Genomic DNA, 17,394 nt, shown 5'->3' with positions numbered 1-17,394 from the left:
GTGACAGCCACCCCTCAGCTCCGCCGCCCCAAGCCGGAAGTGATCGATCTGCTCGCCGCCGCCGTCGGCGCGGTGCCTGACGGGGCCGAGCGGCCCGGTCAGCAGAGCATGGCGACGGCGATCTCGGCCGCGGTGGAGAAGGAGGAGCACCTGCTCGTGCAGGCGGGCACCGGCACGGGCAAGTCGCTGGCCTACCTCGTCCCGTCGCTGCTGGTCGACGGGCCGGTGGTGATCTCGACGGCCACGCTCGCCCTGCAGTCGCAGCTCGTCGACCACGACCTGCCCCGGCTCGCCGACGCGGTGCAGCCGCTGCTGGGGCGCCGCCCGACCTATGCGGTGCTCAAGGGGCGCCACCACTATCTCTGCCTGGCGCGGCTGGAGGGCACGTCCGCCGACGAGCCCGACGACGGGCTGTTCGACGTCGGGGAGGCCCGGCCCACGAAGTGGCTCGGCGAGGCGGGCCGGATCGGCAAGCACATCGAGCGGCTGCGCGGGTGGGCGATGGAGACCGAGACCGGCGACCGGGACGAGCTCGACCCCGGGGTGGAGGACTCGGCCTGGAAGATGGTGTCGATGCCGGCCCGCGAGTGCGTCGGGGCGCAGCGGTGCCCGTATGGCGCCGAGTGCTTCGCCGAGGCCAGCCGCAGCCGGGCGCGCGAGGCCGACATCGTGGTCACCAACCACAGCCTGCTCGCCGTGGACATGCTCACCGGGCGGCAGATCATCCCGCCGCACGAGCTGCTGGTCGTCGACGAGGCGCACGAGCTCGCCGACCGGGTCAGCTCCGCCTCGCAGGCCGAGCTCACGCCGGAGACGCTGGAGCGGGCCGCCCGCCGGTGCCGGGCCTATGTCGACGACGACGTGGCCGACCGGCTCATGGAGGCCGGCGACCTGCTGACCGTCGCGCTCGCCGAGGTGCCCGCAGGCCGGGTCGTGGGCGCGCTGCCGACGGTGCTCGGCGAGGCGCTCACGCTGCTCGACGCGGGCGGGCGCAAGGCGCTCGACGCGATCGGCGAGGTGCGGGCCGACGACTCCGACCCGGTGCGCAAGCAGCAGGCCAAGACCATGATCGGCGACCTGGTGAAGGTCGCCCAGCGCATGATCGCCAACGTCGAGCACGACGTCACCTGGGTCGAGCGCGACGAGCGGGGGCGCCGGGCCGTGGTCATCGCGCCGCTGTCGGTCGCCGGCACGCTGAGCAGCCACCTCTTCAGCGAACGGACCGTAGTGGCCACCTCGGCCACGCTCGCCCTCGGCGGCCAGTTCGACACCGTCGCCCGCTCGCTCGGGCTGCCGATCCCCGTCGAGCGCCCGAGCGTCGCGGCCGGCCCCGCCGAGGCGGCCCGCGAGGCCGTCGTGCGGGCCGACGCGGCGCGGGACACAGCCGGGCTGGCCTGGAGCTCGCTCGACGTCGGATCGCCGTTCGACTACCAGAAGCAGGGCATCCTCTACGTCGCGGCGCACCTGCCCAAGCCGCAGAGCTCGGGGCTGTCCGAGCCGGCCGCCAACGAGATGGTCGAGCTGGTGCAGGCGCTCGGCGGCCGGGCCCTGGGCCTGTTCTCCTCGCGCAAGGCGGCCGAGCGGGCCGCGGAGGTGCTGCGCGCCCGCACGCCCGGGATCACGATCCTGCTGCAGGGCGAGGAGTCGCTGCCGATCCTGGTCCGCAAGTTCCGCGAGGACCGCAACAGCTGCCTGCTCGGGGTCATGTCGCTGTGGCAGGGTGTCGACGTGCCGGGCGACGCATGCCAGCTCGTCATCATCGACCGGCTGCCGTTCCCGCGCCCCGACGAGCCGCTGTCGGCCGCCCGCTCCGACGCGGTGCAGTCGGCGGGCGGCTCCGGCTTCGCCGCGGTGAGCGTGCCGATCGCCGCCGTCCGGCTGGCCCAGGGCGTGGGCCGGCTGATCCGCTCCAACGCCGACAAGGGCGTGGTGGCGGTGCTGGACTCCCGGCTGGAGCGCGCGCCGAGCTACGGGCCGTTCCTGCGCAAGTCGCTGCCCCCGTTCTGGTACACCACCAAGCCCGAAGTCGTCCGCGGCGCCCTGCAGCGACTCGCCGGCTCTTAGGGCTGTGTCGAAGTGGATGGCCGGGCTGCGGCGGACTCAGGCGTCGCCTCGCTCCGACCCCCACTTCGACACAGCCCCTAACCGAGGGGCCGCTTGACCTTGCGCGGCAGGGTGAGGATCACGCCGATCAGCAGCAGGCCGCACACCACCTGCTCGACCTTCATCCACACCGGGAACAGCCCGGGCACCGCGACGATCACGGTGATCGCCACCGTCATGACGATGGCGATGATGCGCAGCCGGCGCACGTCGCCGCGCGCCGCCAGGATGTTGCACACCGCCGCGCTGGCGACGACGATCGTGCCGCGCACCCAGACCGCGTCGGTCACCAGGTTCGCGTGGTGGCGCAGCAGGTAGGCGACGCCGAGGGTGGCCAGGCTGAGGATGAGGTACAGGGCCGTGAGGAGCCGTGGGGTCCGTGGGGTCCGTGTCATGGCCAACAGCCTGTCCGGCGGCCCCGCTCAACCGCATCGGCGCACGGTTGGAGCCGCGAGCTATAACCACGGTTGGATGTGGATCACCGCCGGAACGGATTGAATGGGCGTCATGAGCTCCTCCGCGCTCGCCACGCTCGACCGCTCCCGGGCCCAGCGCGCCGCCGTCATCCGCTGGCTGCGGCCCCTGGCCCCGCTCATCATGGCCGTGGTCGTGTGGTCCGCCTGCACCGCGCGGCCGGCCCCGGCGCTGTCCGGGTCCGGGCTGGCGGTACTGCTGGCCCTGGCCGCGTTCGTCGTCTCCGGTGCGGGCGGGGTGCTGACGCTGGCCCGGTCGCCGCGCACGCACATCGCGTGCACCGCGGTCATGCTGGCCGCGTCGGCCGCGCTGGCGTGGCTGCAGCCCGACGGCGCGGCCGTGGCCGGCATCTTCGTCGGCGTGTCGTTCCTGGCCCCGCTGCTGCGCGGGCACATCTCGATCCCGATCACCGCCGTCGCGCTGATCCTGCTGGCCGTCGGCGTCGCCTCGGCGCACCACGGCTCGATCATCGACGCGCTCCTCGACGCGGTGATGGTCGGCGCCTTCTACGGCATGCTGGTCTTCGCCATCCGCCTCGGCGAGGCCAACGAGCAGGCCGAGCAGCTGGTCGAGGAGCTCGAGCGGGGCCGCGCGGCCCAGGCCGAGGCGGCGCGCCTGTCGGAGCGCCAGCACCTGGCCCGGGAGATGCACGACGTGCTCGCCCACTCGCTGTCGGGGCTGATGCTGCAGCTGGAAGGGGCGCGCCTGCTGGCCACCCGCACGCCCGACGACCCGCGCCTGCCGGCCGCGCTCGAACGGGCCCAGCAGCTCGGCCGGGCCGGGCTCGACGAGGCCCGGCGCGCGATCGGGGTGCTGCGCGACGACGAGCTGCCGACCCTGACCGAGCTGACCAGATCCTTCGCCCACGACCACGGCATCCGGTGCGACTTCACCACCGACGGGCCCGCGCGCGAGCTGGAGTCGCCGGCGCGGATCGCGGTGTACCGGGTCGCGCAGGAGGCCCTGACGAACGCCGCCCGGCACGCGTCCCCGACTCTGGTGACCGTGCACCTGGAGTACCTGCCGAGCGCCGTCCGCCTGACCGTCGAGGACGTCGGCCCGCTCGCCGCGACCCCGAGCGCCGGCTACGCCCGGTCCGGCTCGATGACGCCTCGCGGAGATCGACCCGGACCGGGCGCCGGCTACGGCCTGTCTGGCATGCGGGAACGGGCCGAGCTGCTGGGCGGTACCCTCGCCGCCGCCCCCACCGCGAATGGCTTCCGCGTCCGGCTCGAGGTGCCGGCGTGACGATCCGCGTGCTGCTCGCGGACGACCAGCGGGTGGTGCGGGAGGGGCTGGCGCTCGTGCTCGGGCTGCTGCCGGACATCGAGGTGGTCGGGGCGGCCGCCGACGGGGCCGAGGCGGTGGACCTCGCGGTGCGGCTGCGCCCGGACATCGTCCTGATGGACCTGCGCATGCCCCGCTGCGACGGCGTCGAGGCGACCCGGCGGCTGCGGGAGCGGGCGCCCGAGGTGCGCGTGGTCGTGCTCACCACCTACTCCGACGACCGCTCGGTGCTGGAGGCGCTGCGGGCCGGGGCCAAGGGGTACCTCACCAAGGAGGCCGGCGGCGAGGAGATCCGGGCCGCCCTCCAGCGCGTCCTCACCGACGGCGCCGCGCTCGACCCGGCGGTGCAGCACCACGTCCTCAACGCGCTGACCCAGCCCCCGCCGCCGCCGAAGGCGGACGACCTGACGCCGCGGGAGGTCGAGGTGCTGCGGCTCATCGCGGCCGGGCTCACCAACGGCGAGATCGCGGCCCGGCTGTTCATCAGCGAGGGGACGGTCAAGAGCCACATCAACCACCTGCTGGCCAAGATCGGCTGCCGGGACCGGGCGCAGGCGGTGGCCTACGCGTACCGCAACGGCCTAGCGCCCGCCGAGCACCCCGACGGTTCCTAGCTTGGCGCCGGCTAGGCCGCGCCCACTAGACACCGGCCCCCGAGCGGCCCGCCCCGCCCGGCCCCGCGCGGGAGCGCCTGCAAAAGTGGCCGCGGAGCGGCCATGGGGGGGGGAATCCCCCGCCGCGTATCCGGCGAAGCCGGCGCCAAGCCAGGAACAGTGCGGACGAGTAGGCTGCCAAGCCGTGGGTCAGCTGAAGACGACCGGGTCCGAGTTCGCGATGGGGCTGCGGCTGCTGGGCAAGGGGTTCGCGCGCTACGGGCGCAGTCCGCGCCTGCTCCTGCTCGGGGCGATCCCGGCGGTCATCACGTGCGCGCTGTTCGGCGTCGCCTGGACGTTCCTCATCATCTACATCGACGACATCGCGTCGGCCGCCACCTGGTTCGCCGACGACTGGTCGGACTTCTGGCGCGGGCTGATCGAGTTCGGGGCGGGCGCCGCCATCCTCGTCGCCGCCGCGCTGCTCTCGGCGCTCACGTTCACCGCGCTGACGCTGCTGATCGGCGACCCGTTCTACGAGGTCATCTCCGAGCGCGTGGAGGACGGTCTCGGCGGCACGCCCGGGGCGGTGGACCTTCCGTGGTACCGCACCCTCTGGCCGAACCTCGTCGACTCCCTCCGCCTGATCCTGCTGGGCGTGGTCCTGGCCATCCCGCTGTTCCTGATGGGTTTCATCCCGGTCGTCGGGCAGACCGTGGTGCCGGTGCTGAACGCGATCGTCGGCGGCTGGCTGATCACCGTCGAGCTCACCGGCATCCCGTTCAACCGCCGGGGGCTGCGCCTCGCCGAGCGCCGCAAGATCCTGCGGGCCAACCGCGCGATGGCGCTCGGCTTCGGCATCCCGGTGTTCCTGGTGCTGCTGGTCCCCATCGTGGCGATCATCGTGATCCCGGCCGCGGTGAGCGGGGCGACGCTGCTGACCCGGCGGAGCCTGGGCCTGCGCATCGACGACGGGCCCGGCCCGGCGCTCAGGCCAGCAGACCCCGCAACAGCGTTGCGTCCCCGCTGACGAGCAGGGTGTCGAACGGCACCCGGCCCCACAGGGCCAGCGCCAGGTCGCTCGCGCTGCCGCTGGCCGTCGCCCGCTCGTGGTGCTCGTCGGAGTCGAGCAGGGTGTCGGTGTCCAGCAGCGCGATGCCGGCGCCGCGCAGCCGGACGTACCAGACCTGGTCGGAGTCGGTGGCGTGCAGCGCGATCATGCCGGCCCGGTCGGTGGGCCCGCTGCGGCGCCCGGACGGGATCCAGGTGTCGAGCACCTCGGTGACGTTGTCGCTGGCCAGCCGCGCCTCGATCGGCTCGGCCAGGCCGCCGGCCATCTGCGCGTCCCAGCGGTGGATCACCGTCTCGTGGGCCATGCGCCGGTGCCAGAACGACGCCTTCTTCGCCTGGGGCGCGAAGTTCCAGGCGGGCAGCTCCGGGTCGACGGCGTCGAGGGTCGCCACGAGCTCGGTGAACGCGTCGGTCCAGGCCGTCGCCGCGTCGACGCCCTCGGGCCGCGGGTCGGTCGAGCGGGGCGCCGGCTTGTCGAGGACGCCCCGGGCGACGTGTCCGGTGACGTACACGTACACCTGGCTCACATGCCACGCGAGATCGGCCAGGCTCCAGCCCGGGCAGCTCGGCACCGGCGCGTCGAGCGGCACGCCGCTGCTCAGAGCGGTGCGGAAGGCGCCGCCCTCGGTGCGCAGGGCGGCCAGCCAGATGTCCTTGGCGAGCTGTGGCTTGCTCATAGCCAACAAGATTAGGGCACCGCTTACTCTGGTGCGGTGCCCGAACCACGCACGCTCGCCGCGTTCACGACCCTGCGCCTCGGCGGCCCGGCCGGCCGCCTGATCGAGGTGACCACCGAGGCGGAGACGCTCGCCGCCCTGCGCTCGGGCGGCGACCAGCTGATCCTCGCCGGTGGCAGCAACGTCGTGGTGGCCGACGAGGGCTTCCCGGGCACCGTGGTGCTGCTGCGCCGGCGGGGCCTCACCAGCGACATCCGCGACGGCGAGGTCACCCTCACGGTCGCCGCCGGTCACCCGTGGGACGACGTCGTCGCCACGGCCGTGTCCAGCGGGTGGTCCGGGATCGAGTCGCTGTCGGGCATCCCGGGCTCGGCCGGCGCGACGCCGATCCAGAACGTCGGGGCGTACGGCCAGGAGGTCGCCGAGACCATCGCCGAGGTGCGCGCCTACGACCGGGAGCGCGACGAGGTCGTGACCATCCCGGCGGCCGGGTGCGGATTCGCGTACCGGACGAGCATCTTCAAGCACAACGCCCGCCATGTGGTGCTGTCGGTGGTGTTCCGCCTGAAGGTGTCGGGGCGGTCGACGCCGATCGCCTACGCCGAGCTGGCCCGCACCCTCGGGGTCGAGCCGGGCGCGACGGCCCCGCTGGAGGAGGTCCGCGCGGCGGTGCTGAAGCTGCGCGCCGGCAAGGGGATGGTGCTCGACCCGGCGGACCCGGACACGTACTCCGTGGGCTCCTTCTTCACCAACCCGGTCGTCCCGGCCGCCGACTTCGAGCGCGTCCGCGAGCTCGCCGCCGAGCTCGGCCCCCCGCCGTCGTGGCCGGCCGGCGACTCGGTGAAGCTGAGCGCGGCCTGGCTCATCGAGCGCGCGGGCTTCGCCAAGGGCCACGGGGACGGGGCGCGCGGGGTGGCGCTGTCCGGCAAGCACACCCTGGCCCTGACCAACCGCGGCACCGGCAGCACGAGCGCCCTGCTGGACCTGGCCCGCGAGATCCGGGCCGGCGTCGAGGCCCGCTTCGGCGTGACGCTCCATCCGGAGCCGGTCCTCGTCAACTGCTCGCTCTAGGGCGCGACGGCGGCGTACGGCACGGTGATTTCGCCCAGGCGCCAGCGCGCCGGGCGGTCCAGCACCGGCCACCCCGCGCCCCGTGCCGCCTCCACCGCGGCCCGCCATCGCTGCCGGGGCCCGAACACCGACAGCGGCGCCGCGGCCCGCCAGCCGGCGTCGAGGGCGTCGAGCAGGGCGTGGATGCGCGCGCCGGGGACGTTGTGGTGGATGAGGGCCTTCGGCAGCCGCTCGGCCAGCGTGCCCGGCGTGTCGAGGTCGGCCAGGCGGGCGGCCAGGGTGAGCGTGCGCGGGCCGGTGGGGGAGACCAGCGCCCAGGCCGCGAGCCGGCCGAGTTCGTCGCAGGTCCCCTCCACGAGCAGCGCGCCCGTCGCCGTCATCGCGGCCCAGGCGCCCGGCACGTCGGCCTCGTCGTACTGGCGCAGTACGTTGAACGCCCGCACCAGCGTCGGGCGCAGGCTGGCCAGCTCGAAGCCGCCGAGCTCGAAGCGCAGGCCGGCGGTCTCGTAGGGGCGCGCGGCGGCCACGCGGTCCGGGTCGATCTCCAGGCCGACGACCGGCACGCCGAGGCGGGCGTGCAGCTCGATCGCGGTGATCGGCGAGGCGCCGAAGCCGAGGTCGACCACCAGCGGGTCCGCCGCCCGGCGCAGCGCCCCGCCGAGCGTCGCCGCGATCCAGTTGTCGACGCGGCGCAGGCGGTTGGGGTTTGTCGTGCCCCGCGTGATCGACCCGACGGGCTTCACAGCACCCGGTGGACCTTGTGCTGGGCGGCCTGGGCGAGCGGGCGGACCACGAGCCGGTCGATGTTCACGTGGTGCGGGCGGGTCGCGGTCCAGGCGATGCAGTCCGCGACGTCGTCGGCGACGAGCGGCTCGGCGACGCCCGCATAGACCGCGGCCGCCTTCTCGGCGTCGCCCTCGAAGCGCTTGAGGGCGAACTCGTCGGTGCGCACCATGCCGGGGTCGATCTCCACGACCCGGATCGGGCGGCCGCTGAGCTCCAGGCGCAGGGTCTCGGCGACGGCGGTCTGGGCGTGCTTGGCGGCCGTGTACCCGCCGCCGCCCTCGTAGACGACCAGCCCGGCGGTCGAGCTGAGCACGACGACGGTGGCCCGGCCCGAGCGCTCCAGCAGCGGCAGCAGCGCCTTGGTGACCCGGACGGTGCCGAGCACGTTGACGTCGAACATCCACTGCCAGTCACCGAGGTCGGCGTGCTCGACGTACTCGGCCCCGATCGCCCCGCCGGCGTTGTTGACCAGCAGTTCGACCGGGCCGCCGAGCGCCTCGACCGCGGCCGCGAGGGCGGCGACGGACTCGTCGGACGTGACGTCCGCCACGATCGCGGTGCCGGAGCGCAGCGATCCGACCAGCTCTTCGAGGCGGTCCGCGCGGCGGGCGACGGCGACGACGTGGAAGCCCTCGGCGTCCAGGCGGCGGGCGGTGGCGGCCCCGATGCCGCTGGAGGCGCCGGTGACGACGGCGATTCGAGTAGACATGTGGCCATCCTGCACGAAGTTGCCCGGGATGCAGTGACCAACGCAACGGTGGGTAGACCGCCCTCGGCGAGGGAACATGGACGGTTGGGAAGATGTAACAGCCCGGCAACAGAAGGAGCACGACGTGGCGCGGGTCGATTCGCTGCACGGCCATACCCCGCAGTCCCGCCGTACGCTCCCGAGGCGCGTCGCGACGCTGTCGGTGCACACCTCGCCGCTGGACCAGCCGGGCACCGGCGACGCCGGCGGGATGAACGTGTACGTCGTGGAGGTGGCCGAGCGCCTCGCGCGGGCCGGCGTCGAGGTGGAGATCTTCACCCGCGCGACAAACAGCGAGCTGCCGCCGACCGTGGAGATGGCCCCCGGCGTGCTCGTGCGCCACATCATCGCCGGGCCGTTCGAGGGCCTGGCCAAGGAGGACCTGCCAGCGCAGCTGTGCGCGTTCACCGGCGGCGTGCTGCGCGCGGAGGCGTCCCGCCCGTCGGGCTGGTACGACCTCGTCCACTCCCACTACTGGCTCTCCGGCCAGGTCGGCTGGCTCGCGAAGGACCGGTGGGGCGTCCCGCTGGTGCACACCGCGCACACCCTGGCCAAGGTCAAGAACCAGGCGCTCGCCGACGGCGACAAGCCCGAGCCGATCGCCCGCGTGATCGGCGAGGAGCAGGTGGTCGCCGCCGCCGACGGCCTGGTGGCCAACACCCCGGCCGAGGCCGCCGACCTCATCGACCTCTACGACGCCGACCCGCGCAAGGTCAGCGTCGTGCCGCCCGGCGTGGACCTCGACCGGTTCGCGCCGCGGCCGCACCGCAAGCTCGCCGCGCGGGAGCGCTTCGGCCTGCCCGCCGACGCCCGGATCGTCGCTTTCGCCGGGCGCATCCAGCCGCTCAAGGCCCCCGACATCCTGCTGCGCGCCGCCGCCGAGCTGCGTGCCACCGACCCCAAGCTGCTCGTGGTCATCTGCGGCGGCCCCAGCGGCTCCGGCCTCGACCGGCCCACCGCGCTCATGGACCTCGCCCGCGACCTCGGCATCGCCGACATCGTGCGGTTCCTGCCGCCCCAGCCGCGCGACGCGCTCGCCGAGCTGTTCCGCGCCGTGGACGTCGTCGCCGTGCCCAGCTTCAACGAGTCGTTCGGGCTTGTCGCGATCGAGGCCCAGGCCTGCGGCACGCCGGTCGTCGCGGCGGCGGTGGGCGGCCTGGTGACCGCGGTCCGCGACGGTGTCTCCGGCTTACTGGTCGACACGCACAAGCCGGCCGACTGGGCCGCCCTGCTCGGGCCGCTGCTGGCCGAGCCGGCCCGGCGGGCGGCGCTGTCGCTGGGCGCGGTGCGGCACGCGCGCGAGTTCTCGTGGGCGCACACGGCCAGCGGCCTGCTGGCCGCGTACCGGGACGCCCTGGAGTTCCATCGGGAGGTTGTGGCGGCATGAAGACTTCCGTGAGTGCCCTGATCGAGCGGGTCGCGGCCGAGCGTGAGATCCCGTGGGAGAAGACCGGCGAGCACGCGTACGTCGTGACCCTGCCCGGCACGCACAAGCAGAAGACGAACTGCAACCTCATCGTCGGCGAGCACGCGCTGCGGATCGAGGCCTTCGTCATGCGCCACCCGGACGAGAACCGCGAGGCGCTGTGGGAGTGGCTCCTGCAGCGCAACTCCCGCATGTACGGCGTGGCCTTCAGCATCGACGCGGTCGGCGACGTGTACCTCATGGGCAAGCTCCCGCTGCACGCCGTGACCGAGGCCGAGCTCGACCGCCTGCTGGGCGCCGTGCTGACCTACGCCGACGAGAGCTTCGACCCGATGCTGGAGATCGGCTTCGGCTCGGCGATCCGCCGCGAGTGGGAGTGGCGGGTCAAGCGCGGCGAGCCTCTCGACAATCTCCGGGCATTTACGGACTTCGTGAATCGACCGGCTTAGCTACGATCTCGGAGGTGACCCCTCGGGCGCCTCTGGCCTGGAAGCCCGTCGGCGCAGTCGCCGGCGCTGCTTTCCTCGTGTTGTTACTGACCATCGGCCGTTACGACTACCACCGCGACGAGCTCTACTTCCGCATGGTCGGCGCGCACCCCAAGTGGGGCTACGTCGACCAGCCGCCGTTCACGCCGCTCATGGTGCGCGGCTGCATCGAGCTGTTCGGCGACACCGTCTGGGCCATCCGTATCCCGGGCCTGTTCTTCATCGCGGGCGCGGCGTTCCTGCTGGCGCTCGTGGCGCGCGAGATCGGCGGCGGCGCGCTCGCCCAGACCCTCGCCGCGGCCGGGGTGCTCACCACGTTTCCGCTCGTGGCCGGGCACATCACCATCACCGCCGCACCCGACCTGGTGATGTGGCTGCTGGTCATCCTGAGCCTGATGCGCGCTCTGCTGCGGGATTCGCCACGGTACTTCCTGTGGGCCGGCCTGTTCGCCGGGATCGCGCTCTACAACAAGCACCTCGTGATCCTGCTCCTGCTGACCTTCGCGGCCGGGCTGCTGGCCGTCGGGCCCCGCGGTGTGCTGGCAACGAAGTGGCTCTGGGCCGGGGCCGGGATCGCGGTGATCGTCGGGCTGCCCAACCTGCTGTACCAGATCGCCAACGACTTCCCCCAGATCCACATGGCCGGCGCGCTCGCCGAGAACAAGGGCGACGACGCGCGCATCACGCTGCTCCCGCTGCAGCTGCTGTGGCTCGGCCCGTTCTTCGTCCCCGTCTGGGTCGCCGGGCTCGTGACGCTGTGGCGGCGCCCGGAGCTTCGGCCGGTGCGCGCGTTCGCCGTGGCGTACCCGCTGATGCTGGTCCTGCTGTTCGTCATCGCCGGCCAGCCGTACTACAGCTTCGGCCTGCTGGCCGCGCTCTTCGCCATCGGCGCGGTGCCGACCGTGCGCTGGCTCGGCGACCGCACCGCCCGGCGCTGGCTGCTCGGCGCGGCCGTGGTCGTCAACTGCGGCGTGGCGATCGTCTCGTCGCTGCCCGTACTGCCGATCGGCGTCGTGGGCGACACGCCGGTCCCCGCCATGAACCAGGGCATCTCCGACGAGATCGGCTGGCCCCGCTACGTCGCCCAGGTCAAGGCGGTGTACGACGCGCTGCCGGCCGAGGACAAGCCGCGCACGGTGCTGCTCACCGGCAACTACGGCGAGGCGGGCTCGCTCGACCGCTACGGCAAGCCGCTCGGCCTGCCCGATGTCTACAGTGGACAGAACGAGCTGTGGTACCTCGGCCCGCCGCCGGAGTCCGCGACAGTCGTGGTGCTCGTCTCCCAGGGCGACCCCGCCCGCTCGAAGGCGTTCGGCTCCTGCGAGGAGCGGGCGCACCTCGACAATGGTTACGGCGTGGACAACGAGGAGCAAACAGCGCGGGTGTACGTCTGCCGCGACCGGACCGGAACATGGGCTGAGCTGTGGCCGCGCTTCCAGCATTTCGATTGATTTCAATTGTTTCCGGTGTGTGAGCGAGGCGACATCGGGTTTACTTGGCGGTCCAATCGACGCCGCGTAACGTCGTTTACGGATCCGGCGATTCCTTGAAGTTGGGGAGCGGCGGGGGTGTTCCGGGCCGAAAGGCCCACTCGCGATGACACGTCCGGGCGGGGCGTGTCATCGCAACCGGCGGCATATAGCGGGTGCTGTGGACTGGGGGTGCACCGCACCCGCTGCCGCCGGTTACGAGATGTGTTTCGCGGTCGTTTGCTCCCTCCCGCACGTTTCGCATCTCGCCGCTGGCAAACTTAAGGCGGCCGTAAAGACGCCGGGGCTTTGAAGCCCGTAATTTCCTCACATGCGCAGGCGTCTGCTGATGGCCGCCCTTCTGCTGGCCTCGCTCGCCGGTTGTGGCACCCAGGCCGCCAACGGTGCCCCCGGCAGCGTCGAGAGCGCGGTCCCGGCCGGCTCCGATGGAAGTTTCACCGAGGACGGCAGCGGCGCCCTCGCGGCCCGGGCCGGCGCCAGCGCGACCGCCAAGGGCGCGACGACCACCGCGCCCGCCGCGAGCTCCGGCAAGGCGCCGACGCAGACGTTCGCGACCACGAGCAGTCAGTTCACCTTCACGCGCGCGGGGCGGACGCTGCGCACCGTCGTCTGGTATCCGAAGACCGCCGGGCGCTACCCGCTGGTGCTTTGGAGTCACGGGCTGCACGGGTCGCCGGAGGGGTACAGCGGCGTGACCCAGAAGATCGCGGCCGCCGGCTTCGTCGTCGCCGCGCCCGCCTACCCCGGCACCAACGACAAGGCGAACCCGTTCAACCAGAACGACATGTCCAACCAGCCGGCCGACGCCTCCGCCGTCATCACCGAGGTGCTCAAGCTCGACGCCCAGGCCGGCTCCCCGCTCGCCGGGCGCATCGACACCGCCCACGTCGGCGCGGCCGGGCACTCCGCCGGCGGGTACACCACCGCCGGTCTGCTCTCCGGCTCCACCCGCGACGCCCGCCTCAAGGGCGCGGTCGTCGTGTCGGGCGGCTCGATGGGCGGCAAGTTCTCCGGGACCGCGACGCCGGTGCTGTTCATCCATGGCGACGCCGACGCCACCGTGCCGTACAGCAGCGGTAAGTCGCTCTACGACAACTGCACGTGGCCCAAGGGCCTGCTCACGCTGCTCGGCGGCGACCACGGCGCGGCCCTGTTCGGCACGACCCCGGCCGCGAACGCGGTGAGCCGTTCCATGCTCGACCTGTTCCGCTACGGCCTGTACGGCGACGCGGCGGCCCGCTCCCGGCTGCGCGCCGACGGCACCGTGAGCGGCGCCGCGAAGTACGACGGCACGCTCTAGGACAGCGCTCTTTCAGGACAGGGCTCTTTCAGGACAGGGCAAACACGTCGAGCAGGCCCGTTAGCTCCAGCTGCGCGTAGGCCAGGGGGCGCGGGTTGCGCAGCCGCAGCACGCACCCGGCGCCCGCGGCCAGCTTCCAGCAGCCGACCAGCGCCCCGATCCCGGCCGAGTCCAGGATCGTCACCGCGTCGAGGTCGAGGATGAGGGCGTCGGGACGGAACGTCGGCAGCACCGCCCGGACCGCCTCGGTGACCTGCTCCCGCGTGGCCAGGTCGAGCTCGCCCGCCAGCCGGATGACGACCGTGTCCGGCGGCGCGGGCTCGAGAGTCGCGGACAAGCCGTCCAAGGCCGTCTCCCATCTGAGGTGATCAGCGCCACTACCCGGCGACCGGTACCGCAAACTCCTTCTCCGCCGCGAGTTCCTTCGCCACCCGGCGTTCCCGCGCCGGCTGGATGAGCAGGTGGCCGGCCGCCGCCAGCACGCCCAGCGCGCCGCACACGACCCAGTGCCAGTCGCCGAGGTACTGCAGGCTGACCCCGCCGGCCGCGGGCGCGATGAAACCCGCCGCCGGGAAGGTCAGGTAGAACACGCTCTGGTACCGCCCGCGCAGCGCCTCCGGGGAGAGCTCGGCGATGACCGCGGCGTTGGGCGGGGCGGCGATCATCGAGCCGACGGTCCACACGGTCGCCGCGGCCAGGTAGCCCGGCAGGCCGTCGGCGAGCGCGACGGCGGCGAAGCCCAGGCCCAGGAAGACGTTCGCGACCGCCAGGGCGGTGCCCTTGCGCCAGCGGCCGATCAGGCGCGGCACGAACAGCTGGCCGACGACGATGAGCAGGGCCGCGTACGCCACCACGGAGCCGTACGCCGACGGCCGCAGCCCGTCGCCGGTGATCGCCAGCGGCAGGATCGTCGACGTCTGCGTGCTCACGATCGCCAGCAGCAGCGACAGCCCCACGAAGCCCATGTACGCGCGGTCGGTGAGCGCCGTGTGCAGCCCGCCCGCGGCCTTCGTCGCGACCCGGTGCGCCGGGCGGGTCTCGCGGACCTTCCACAGGATGAGCAGCGCGGTCACCAGGGTGCCGCTCGCGTCGACGGCGAAGAGCAGGGTGAAGCTCACCTCGGCGAGGGCCCCGGCGAGTACCGACGCCACCGCCATGCCCAGGTTGAACGCCCAGAACTGCAGGTTGAACGCGCGGCTGCGGTCGTCGGCCGGGGTCACGTCGACGATGGCGGCCACGAACGCCGGGCCGGGCATCGAGTGCATCACGCCCAGCAAGGCCGCGAGCACCGCGATCGCCGGGATGGGCCGGGCCAGGGTCAGGCCGGACAGCACGGCTACGGCCCCGAAATGGGCGAGCAGCAGGGTCGGGCGGCGGCCCCAGCGGTCGGCCAGCACGCCGCCGAGCAGCACCCCCGCGATCCCGCCGATGCCGTAGACGCCCACCACCAGGCCGGCTCCAGGTATCGCGAGGTGGCGCGCGGAGGTGAGGTACAGCGACAGGACCAGCGCCACGAAACCGCCGACGCGGTTGATGAGCATGCCGGTCCAGAGGTACCAGTAGAGCCCGGGGAGCCCGCCGATCGTGGATCGGTACCAGTTGCGCACGTGCTTCCCCTTTAGTTAAGACCCCTTACAGTTTCGATCTTATCCACCTCGCGCGCCGTCAATGCGTTCACCCGGTGCTCCCGGGCCGGCGCGGCCACCAGGCTCCAGACGGCGGCGACGAGCGTGGCGCCGAGGCAGCCGAGCCAGAGCGTGGTGTTGTCGAGGTGGCCCCGCACCAGGCCGCCGAGCGTGGGCGCCAGGAACGACGCGCCCTGCCAGGACAGGCCGAACACGCCCTGGTAGCGGCCGCGCATGTGGACCGGGGACAGCCCGGCCAGCAGGGCCGAGTTGGACGGGGCGTTGAGCATCTCGCCGGCCGTCCAGACCAGGACCGTTCCGGCGTACAGCAGCGGCGTGTGCGCGAACGCGGTCAGCCCGAACCCCAGGCCGATGATGACGGCCGACACCGGCATCACGAACGCGGGCCGCCGCTTGGCCAGCACCCGGCTCACCAGCATCTGCCCGGCCACGATCATGACCCCGTTGAGGGCGATCACCACGCCGAAGGTCCGGCTGGACAGGCCGTCGTCGATCATCGCCAGCGGCAGCATCGACATGTGCTGGAGCATCACCAGCGCGATGAGCAGGTTGCAGGCCACGAAGCCGAGGAAGACCCGGTCGCGCAGGACCGTGGCGAGGCTGCCGCGCTCGTGCTCCTCGTGCGGGGCCACGGCCGGCTTCGTCTCCCGGATGCGCCAGGCGACGAGCACCGCGGCGAGCGCGGTGGTGGCCGCGTCGCCGGCGAACAGCGTGAAGTACCCGGCCGACGCCGCGAACCCGGCGACCACGGCCGAGACCGCGAAGCCGAGGTTGATGGCCCAGTAGTACGTGCTGAACGCGCGCATCCGGTCCTCGGTCGGCACGATGTCGGCGATCATCGCGCCCAGGGGCGGGCGGGCCGACTCGGCGGCGGCGCCGAGCAGCAGGGCGGCCACCATGATCTCGGCCGGGCTGCGGGCCAGGCCGAGCAGGAGCATCAGCACCGAGGTCGAGAAGAGCGACAGCAGCGCGGCCGGGCGGCGGCCCCAGCGGTCGGCGAGGTGCCCGCCCGCGGTCACGCCGACCGCGCCGCCGACGCCGTAGAGCCCGATCACCAGGCCGGCCGCCGACTCGCTGAAGTGGCGCTGCGTGGTCAGGTAGATGGTCAGGAAGATGATGACGAAACCGCCGGCCCGGTTGACCAGCGTGGCGGTCCACAGAACCCAGAACTGACTCGGCAGCCGTCGTTTCCCCGTAATGACTGGCACGGTCTGGCATCCTTACACCCGGGACCGTGTGATGTCGAAGTGATTCGGTGCGGGAGGATTACCGCATGAGCGGTCCGCAGCGCGGCGGAGGGGCCGCTCATCATCGGCGCAGCCTGAAAGCTCAGGCGGCCGGAGCGAAGCGGAGGACGAATGAGCTCGGAAGTCGGGACACTGGTGCTCTTGCGGCACGGTGAGAGCGAGTGGAACGCCAAGAACCTGTTCACCGGCTGGGTCGACGTGGACCTCAGCGCCCAGGGAGAGGCCGAGGCCCGGCGGGGCGGCGAGCTGATCCGTGATTCCGGTCTCCGGCCGGATGTGGTGCACACGTCAGTGCTGCGCCGTGCCATCCGTACCAGCGAGATCGCCCTGCACACCGCCGACCGGCACTGGATCCCCGTCCAGCGCTCGTGGCGGCTCAACGAGCGCCACTACGGCGCCCTGCAGGGCAAGAACAAGAAGCAGACCCTGGACGAGTTCGGCGAGGAGCAGTTCATGCTCTGGCGCCGCTCGTACGACACGCCCCCGCCGCCCATCGCCGACGACGACGAGTGGTCGCAGGCGCAGGACGCGCGGTACGCGGCGCTGCCGCCGGAGCTGCGGCCGAAGACCGAGTGCCTCAAGGACGTCGTGGCCCGGATGCTGCCGTACTGGTACGACCAGATCGTGCCCCAGCTGCTGGACGGCAAGACGGTGCTGGTGGCGGCGCACGGCAACTCGCTGCGGGCACTCGTGAAGCACCTCGACGGGATCTCCGACGAGGCGATCGCCAAGCTCAACATCCCGACGGGCATCCCGCTGCGCTACGACCTCGACGCGGCGCTCAAGCCCGTCACGGCCGGCGGCACCTACCTGGACCCGGAGGCGGCCAAGGAGGCGGCCGCCGCGGTGGCCAACCAGGGCCGTTAGTTCGTCGACAAAAAGGGGGGTCGGGTGAAGCCGAACGGCGTCGTTGACGCCCATGCTGCCGCATCGATCGGCGGGATCGTGGGGGCGTTGCCGCCGGGGATGGATCTTCTGGTCCCTGGT

At 72.8% G+C, this 17,394-nt stretch carries 17 protein-coding genes; 10 read left to right on the top strand and 7 right to left on the bottom strand.

What is annotated here, in order from left to right; genetic code table 11:
- The first annotated feature begins 108 nt into the window (after positions 1-108).
- Positions 109-2,064, top strand: a complete 1,956-nt coding sequence (locus AB0B76_RS30560; protein ID WP_360382194.1) for an ATP-dependent DNA helicase — start codon at positions 109-111, stop codon at positions 2,062-2,064.
- 77 nt (positions 2,065-2,141) lie between these two features.
- Here AB0B76_RS30560 and AB0B76_RS30555 read toward each other — a convergent pair whose 3' ends face one another.
- Complete coding sequence (locus AB0B76_RS30555) at positions 2,142-2,498, bottom strand: hypothetical protein (RefSeq protein WP_360381988.1); 357 nt, start codon at positions 2,496-2,498, stop codon at positions 2,142-2,144.
- Positions 2,499-2,610: 112 nt separating this feature from the next.
- On the opposite strand from AB0B76_RS30555, the gene AB0B76_RS30550 reads away from it, so the two are divergent.
- The 3 genes from AB0B76_RS30550 to AB0B76_RS30540 all read left to right on the top strand — a co-directional run bounded on the left by AB0B76_RS30550 (position 2,611) and on the right by AB0B76_RS30540 (position 5,487).
- On the top strand, positions 2,611-3,825 hold the full coding sequence (locus AB0B76_RS30550) for a histidine kinase (RefSeq protein ID WP_360381987.1): 1,215 nt from the start codon (positions 2,611-2,613) through the stop codon (positions 3,823-3,825).
- On the top strand, positions 3,822-4,478 hold the full coding sequence (locus AB0B76_RS30545) for a response regulator transcription factor (protein ID WP_360381985.1): 657 nt from the start codon (positions 3,822-3,824) through the stop codon (positions 4,476-4,478). Before AB0B76_RS30550 ends, AB0B76_RS30545 begins: the two co-directional genes overlap by 4 nt.
- Before the next feature lie 184 nt (positions 4,479-4,662).
- A complete protein-coding gene (locus AB0B76_RS30540) occupies positions 4,663-5,487 on the top strand; it encodes an EI24 domain-containing protein (RefSeq protein ID WP_360381983.1) in 825 nt (274 codons plus the stop codon).
- On the opposite strand, the gene AB0B76_RS30535 is transcribed toward AB0B76_RS30540, so the two are convergent.
- On the bottom strand, positions 5,447-6,205 hold the full coding sequence (locus AB0B76_RS30535; RefSeq protein ID WP_360381981.1) for a maleylpyruvate isomerase family mycothiol-dependent enzyme: 759 nt from the start codon (positions 6,203-6,205) through the stop codon (positions 5,447-5,449). The two genes, AB0B76_RS30540 and AB0B76_RS30535, sit on opposite strands and share 41 nt — an antisense overlap.
- Before the next feature lie 36 nt (positions 6,206-6,241).
- On the opposite strand from AB0B76_RS30535, the gene AB0B76_RS30530 reads away from it, so the two are divergent.
- Entirely contained in the window at positions 6,242-7,276 is a 1,035-nt protein-coding gene (locus AB0B76_RS30530; RefSeq protein WP_360381979.1) for a UDP-N-acetylmuramate dehydrogenase, read from the top strand.
- Here AB0B76_RS30530 and AB0B76_RS30525 read toward each other — a convergent pair.
- Together AB0B76_RS30525 and AB0B76_RS30520 are read right to left on the bottom strand one after the other, a co-directional pair.
- Positions 7,273-8,019: a class I SAM-dependent methyltransferase gene (locus tag AB0B76_RS30525; RefSeq protein WP_360381977.1), complete on the bottom strand. Its 747-nt coding sequence runs from the start codon at positions 8,017-8,019 to the stop codon at positions 7,273-7,275. The two genes, AB0B76_RS30530 and AB0B76_RS30525, sit on opposite strands and share 4 nt — an antisense overlap.
- Positions 8,016-8,771 (bottom strand): SDR family oxidoreductase, encoded by a 756-nt coding sequence (locus tag AB0B76_RS30520; protein WP_360381975.1) that lies wholly within the window; start codon positions 8,769-8,771, stop codon positions 8,016-8,018. The genes AB0B76_RS30525 and AB0B76_RS30520 overlap by 4 nt, the downstream gene beginning before the upstream one ends.
- A 124-nt stretch (positions 8,772-8,895) precedes the next feature.
- On the opposite strand from AB0B76_RS30520, the gene mshA reads away from it, so the two are divergent.
- The 4 genes from mshA (at position 8,896) to AB0B76_RS30500 (ending at position 13,514) form a co-directional block, all read left to right on the top strand.
- On the top strand, positions 8,896-10,197 hold the full coding sequence (mshA, locus tag AB0B76_RS30515; protein WP_360381973.1) for a D-inositol-3-phosphate glycosyltransferase: 1,302 nt from the start codon (positions 8,896-8,898) through the stop codon (positions 10,195-10,197).
- Positions 10,194-10,685 (top strand): YbjN domain-containing protein, encoded by a 492-nt coding sequence (locus AB0B76_RS30510; RefSeq protein WP_360381971.1) that lies wholly within the window; start codon positions 10,194-10,196, stop codon positions 10,683-10,685. The genes mshA and AB0B76_RS30510 overlap by 4 nt, the downstream gene beginning before the upstream one ends.
- Positions 10,686-10,699: 14 nt before the next feature.
- Positions 10,700-12,175 carry a glycosyltransferase family 39 protein gene (locus tag AB0B76_RS30505; protein ID WP_360381970.1) on the top strand — a complete coding sequence of 492 codons (1,476 nt, stop codon included), beginning with the start codon at positions 10,700-10,702 and terminating at the stop codon, positions 12,173-12,175.
- 349 nt (positions 12,176-12,524) lie between these two features.
- Entirely contained in the window at positions 12,525-13,514 is a 990-nt protein-coding gene (locus tag AB0B76_RS30500; RefSeq protein WP_360381968.1) for a dienelactone hydrolase family protein, read from the top strand.
- 28 nt (positions 13,515-13,542) lie between these two features.
- Here AB0B76_RS30500 and AB0B76_RS30495 read toward each other — a convergent pair whose 3' ends face one another.
- From AB0B76_RS30495 to AB0B76_RS30485, 3 genes are read right to left on the bottom strand one after another with little or no spacing between them, the layout of a single operon-like run.
- Positions 13,543-13,860, bottom strand: coding sequence for an STAS domain-containing protein (locus tag AB0B76_RS30495; protein ID WP_360381966.1), 318 nt, complete (start codon positions 13,858-13,860; stop codon positions 13,543-13,545).
- A 31-nt stretch (positions 13,861-13,891) separates the two neighbouring features.
- Positions 13,892-15,121 carry an MFS transporter gene (locus tag AB0B76_RS30490; RefSeq protein WP_360381964.1) on the bottom strand — a complete coding sequence of 410 codons (1,230 nt, stop codon included), beginning with the start codon at positions 15,119-15,121 and terminating at the stop codon, positions 13,892-13,894.
- 11 nt (positions 15,122-15,132) lie between these two features.
- Positions 15,133-16,368, bottom strand: a complete 1,236-nt coding sequence (locus tag AB0B76_RS30485; protein WP_360381962.1) for an MFS transporter — start codon at positions 16,366-16,368, stop codon at positions 15,133-15,135.
- Positions 16,369-16,518: 150 nt separating this feature from the next.
- Here AB0B76_RS30485 and AB0B76_RS30480 point away from each other — a divergent pair, with 150 nt between their 5' ends.
- Complete coding sequence (locus tag AB0B76_RS30480) at positions 16,519-17,274, top strand: phosphoglyceromutase (protein WP_360381960.1); 756 nt, start codon at positions 16,519-16,521, stop codon at positions 17,272-17,274.
- Positions 17,275-17,394 lie beyond the last annotated feature (120 nt).

It is taken from the genome of Dactylosporangium sp. NPDC049140 (assembly GCF_040648435.1).
This window is presented reverse-complemented; position numbering and strand designations above follow the sequence as displayed.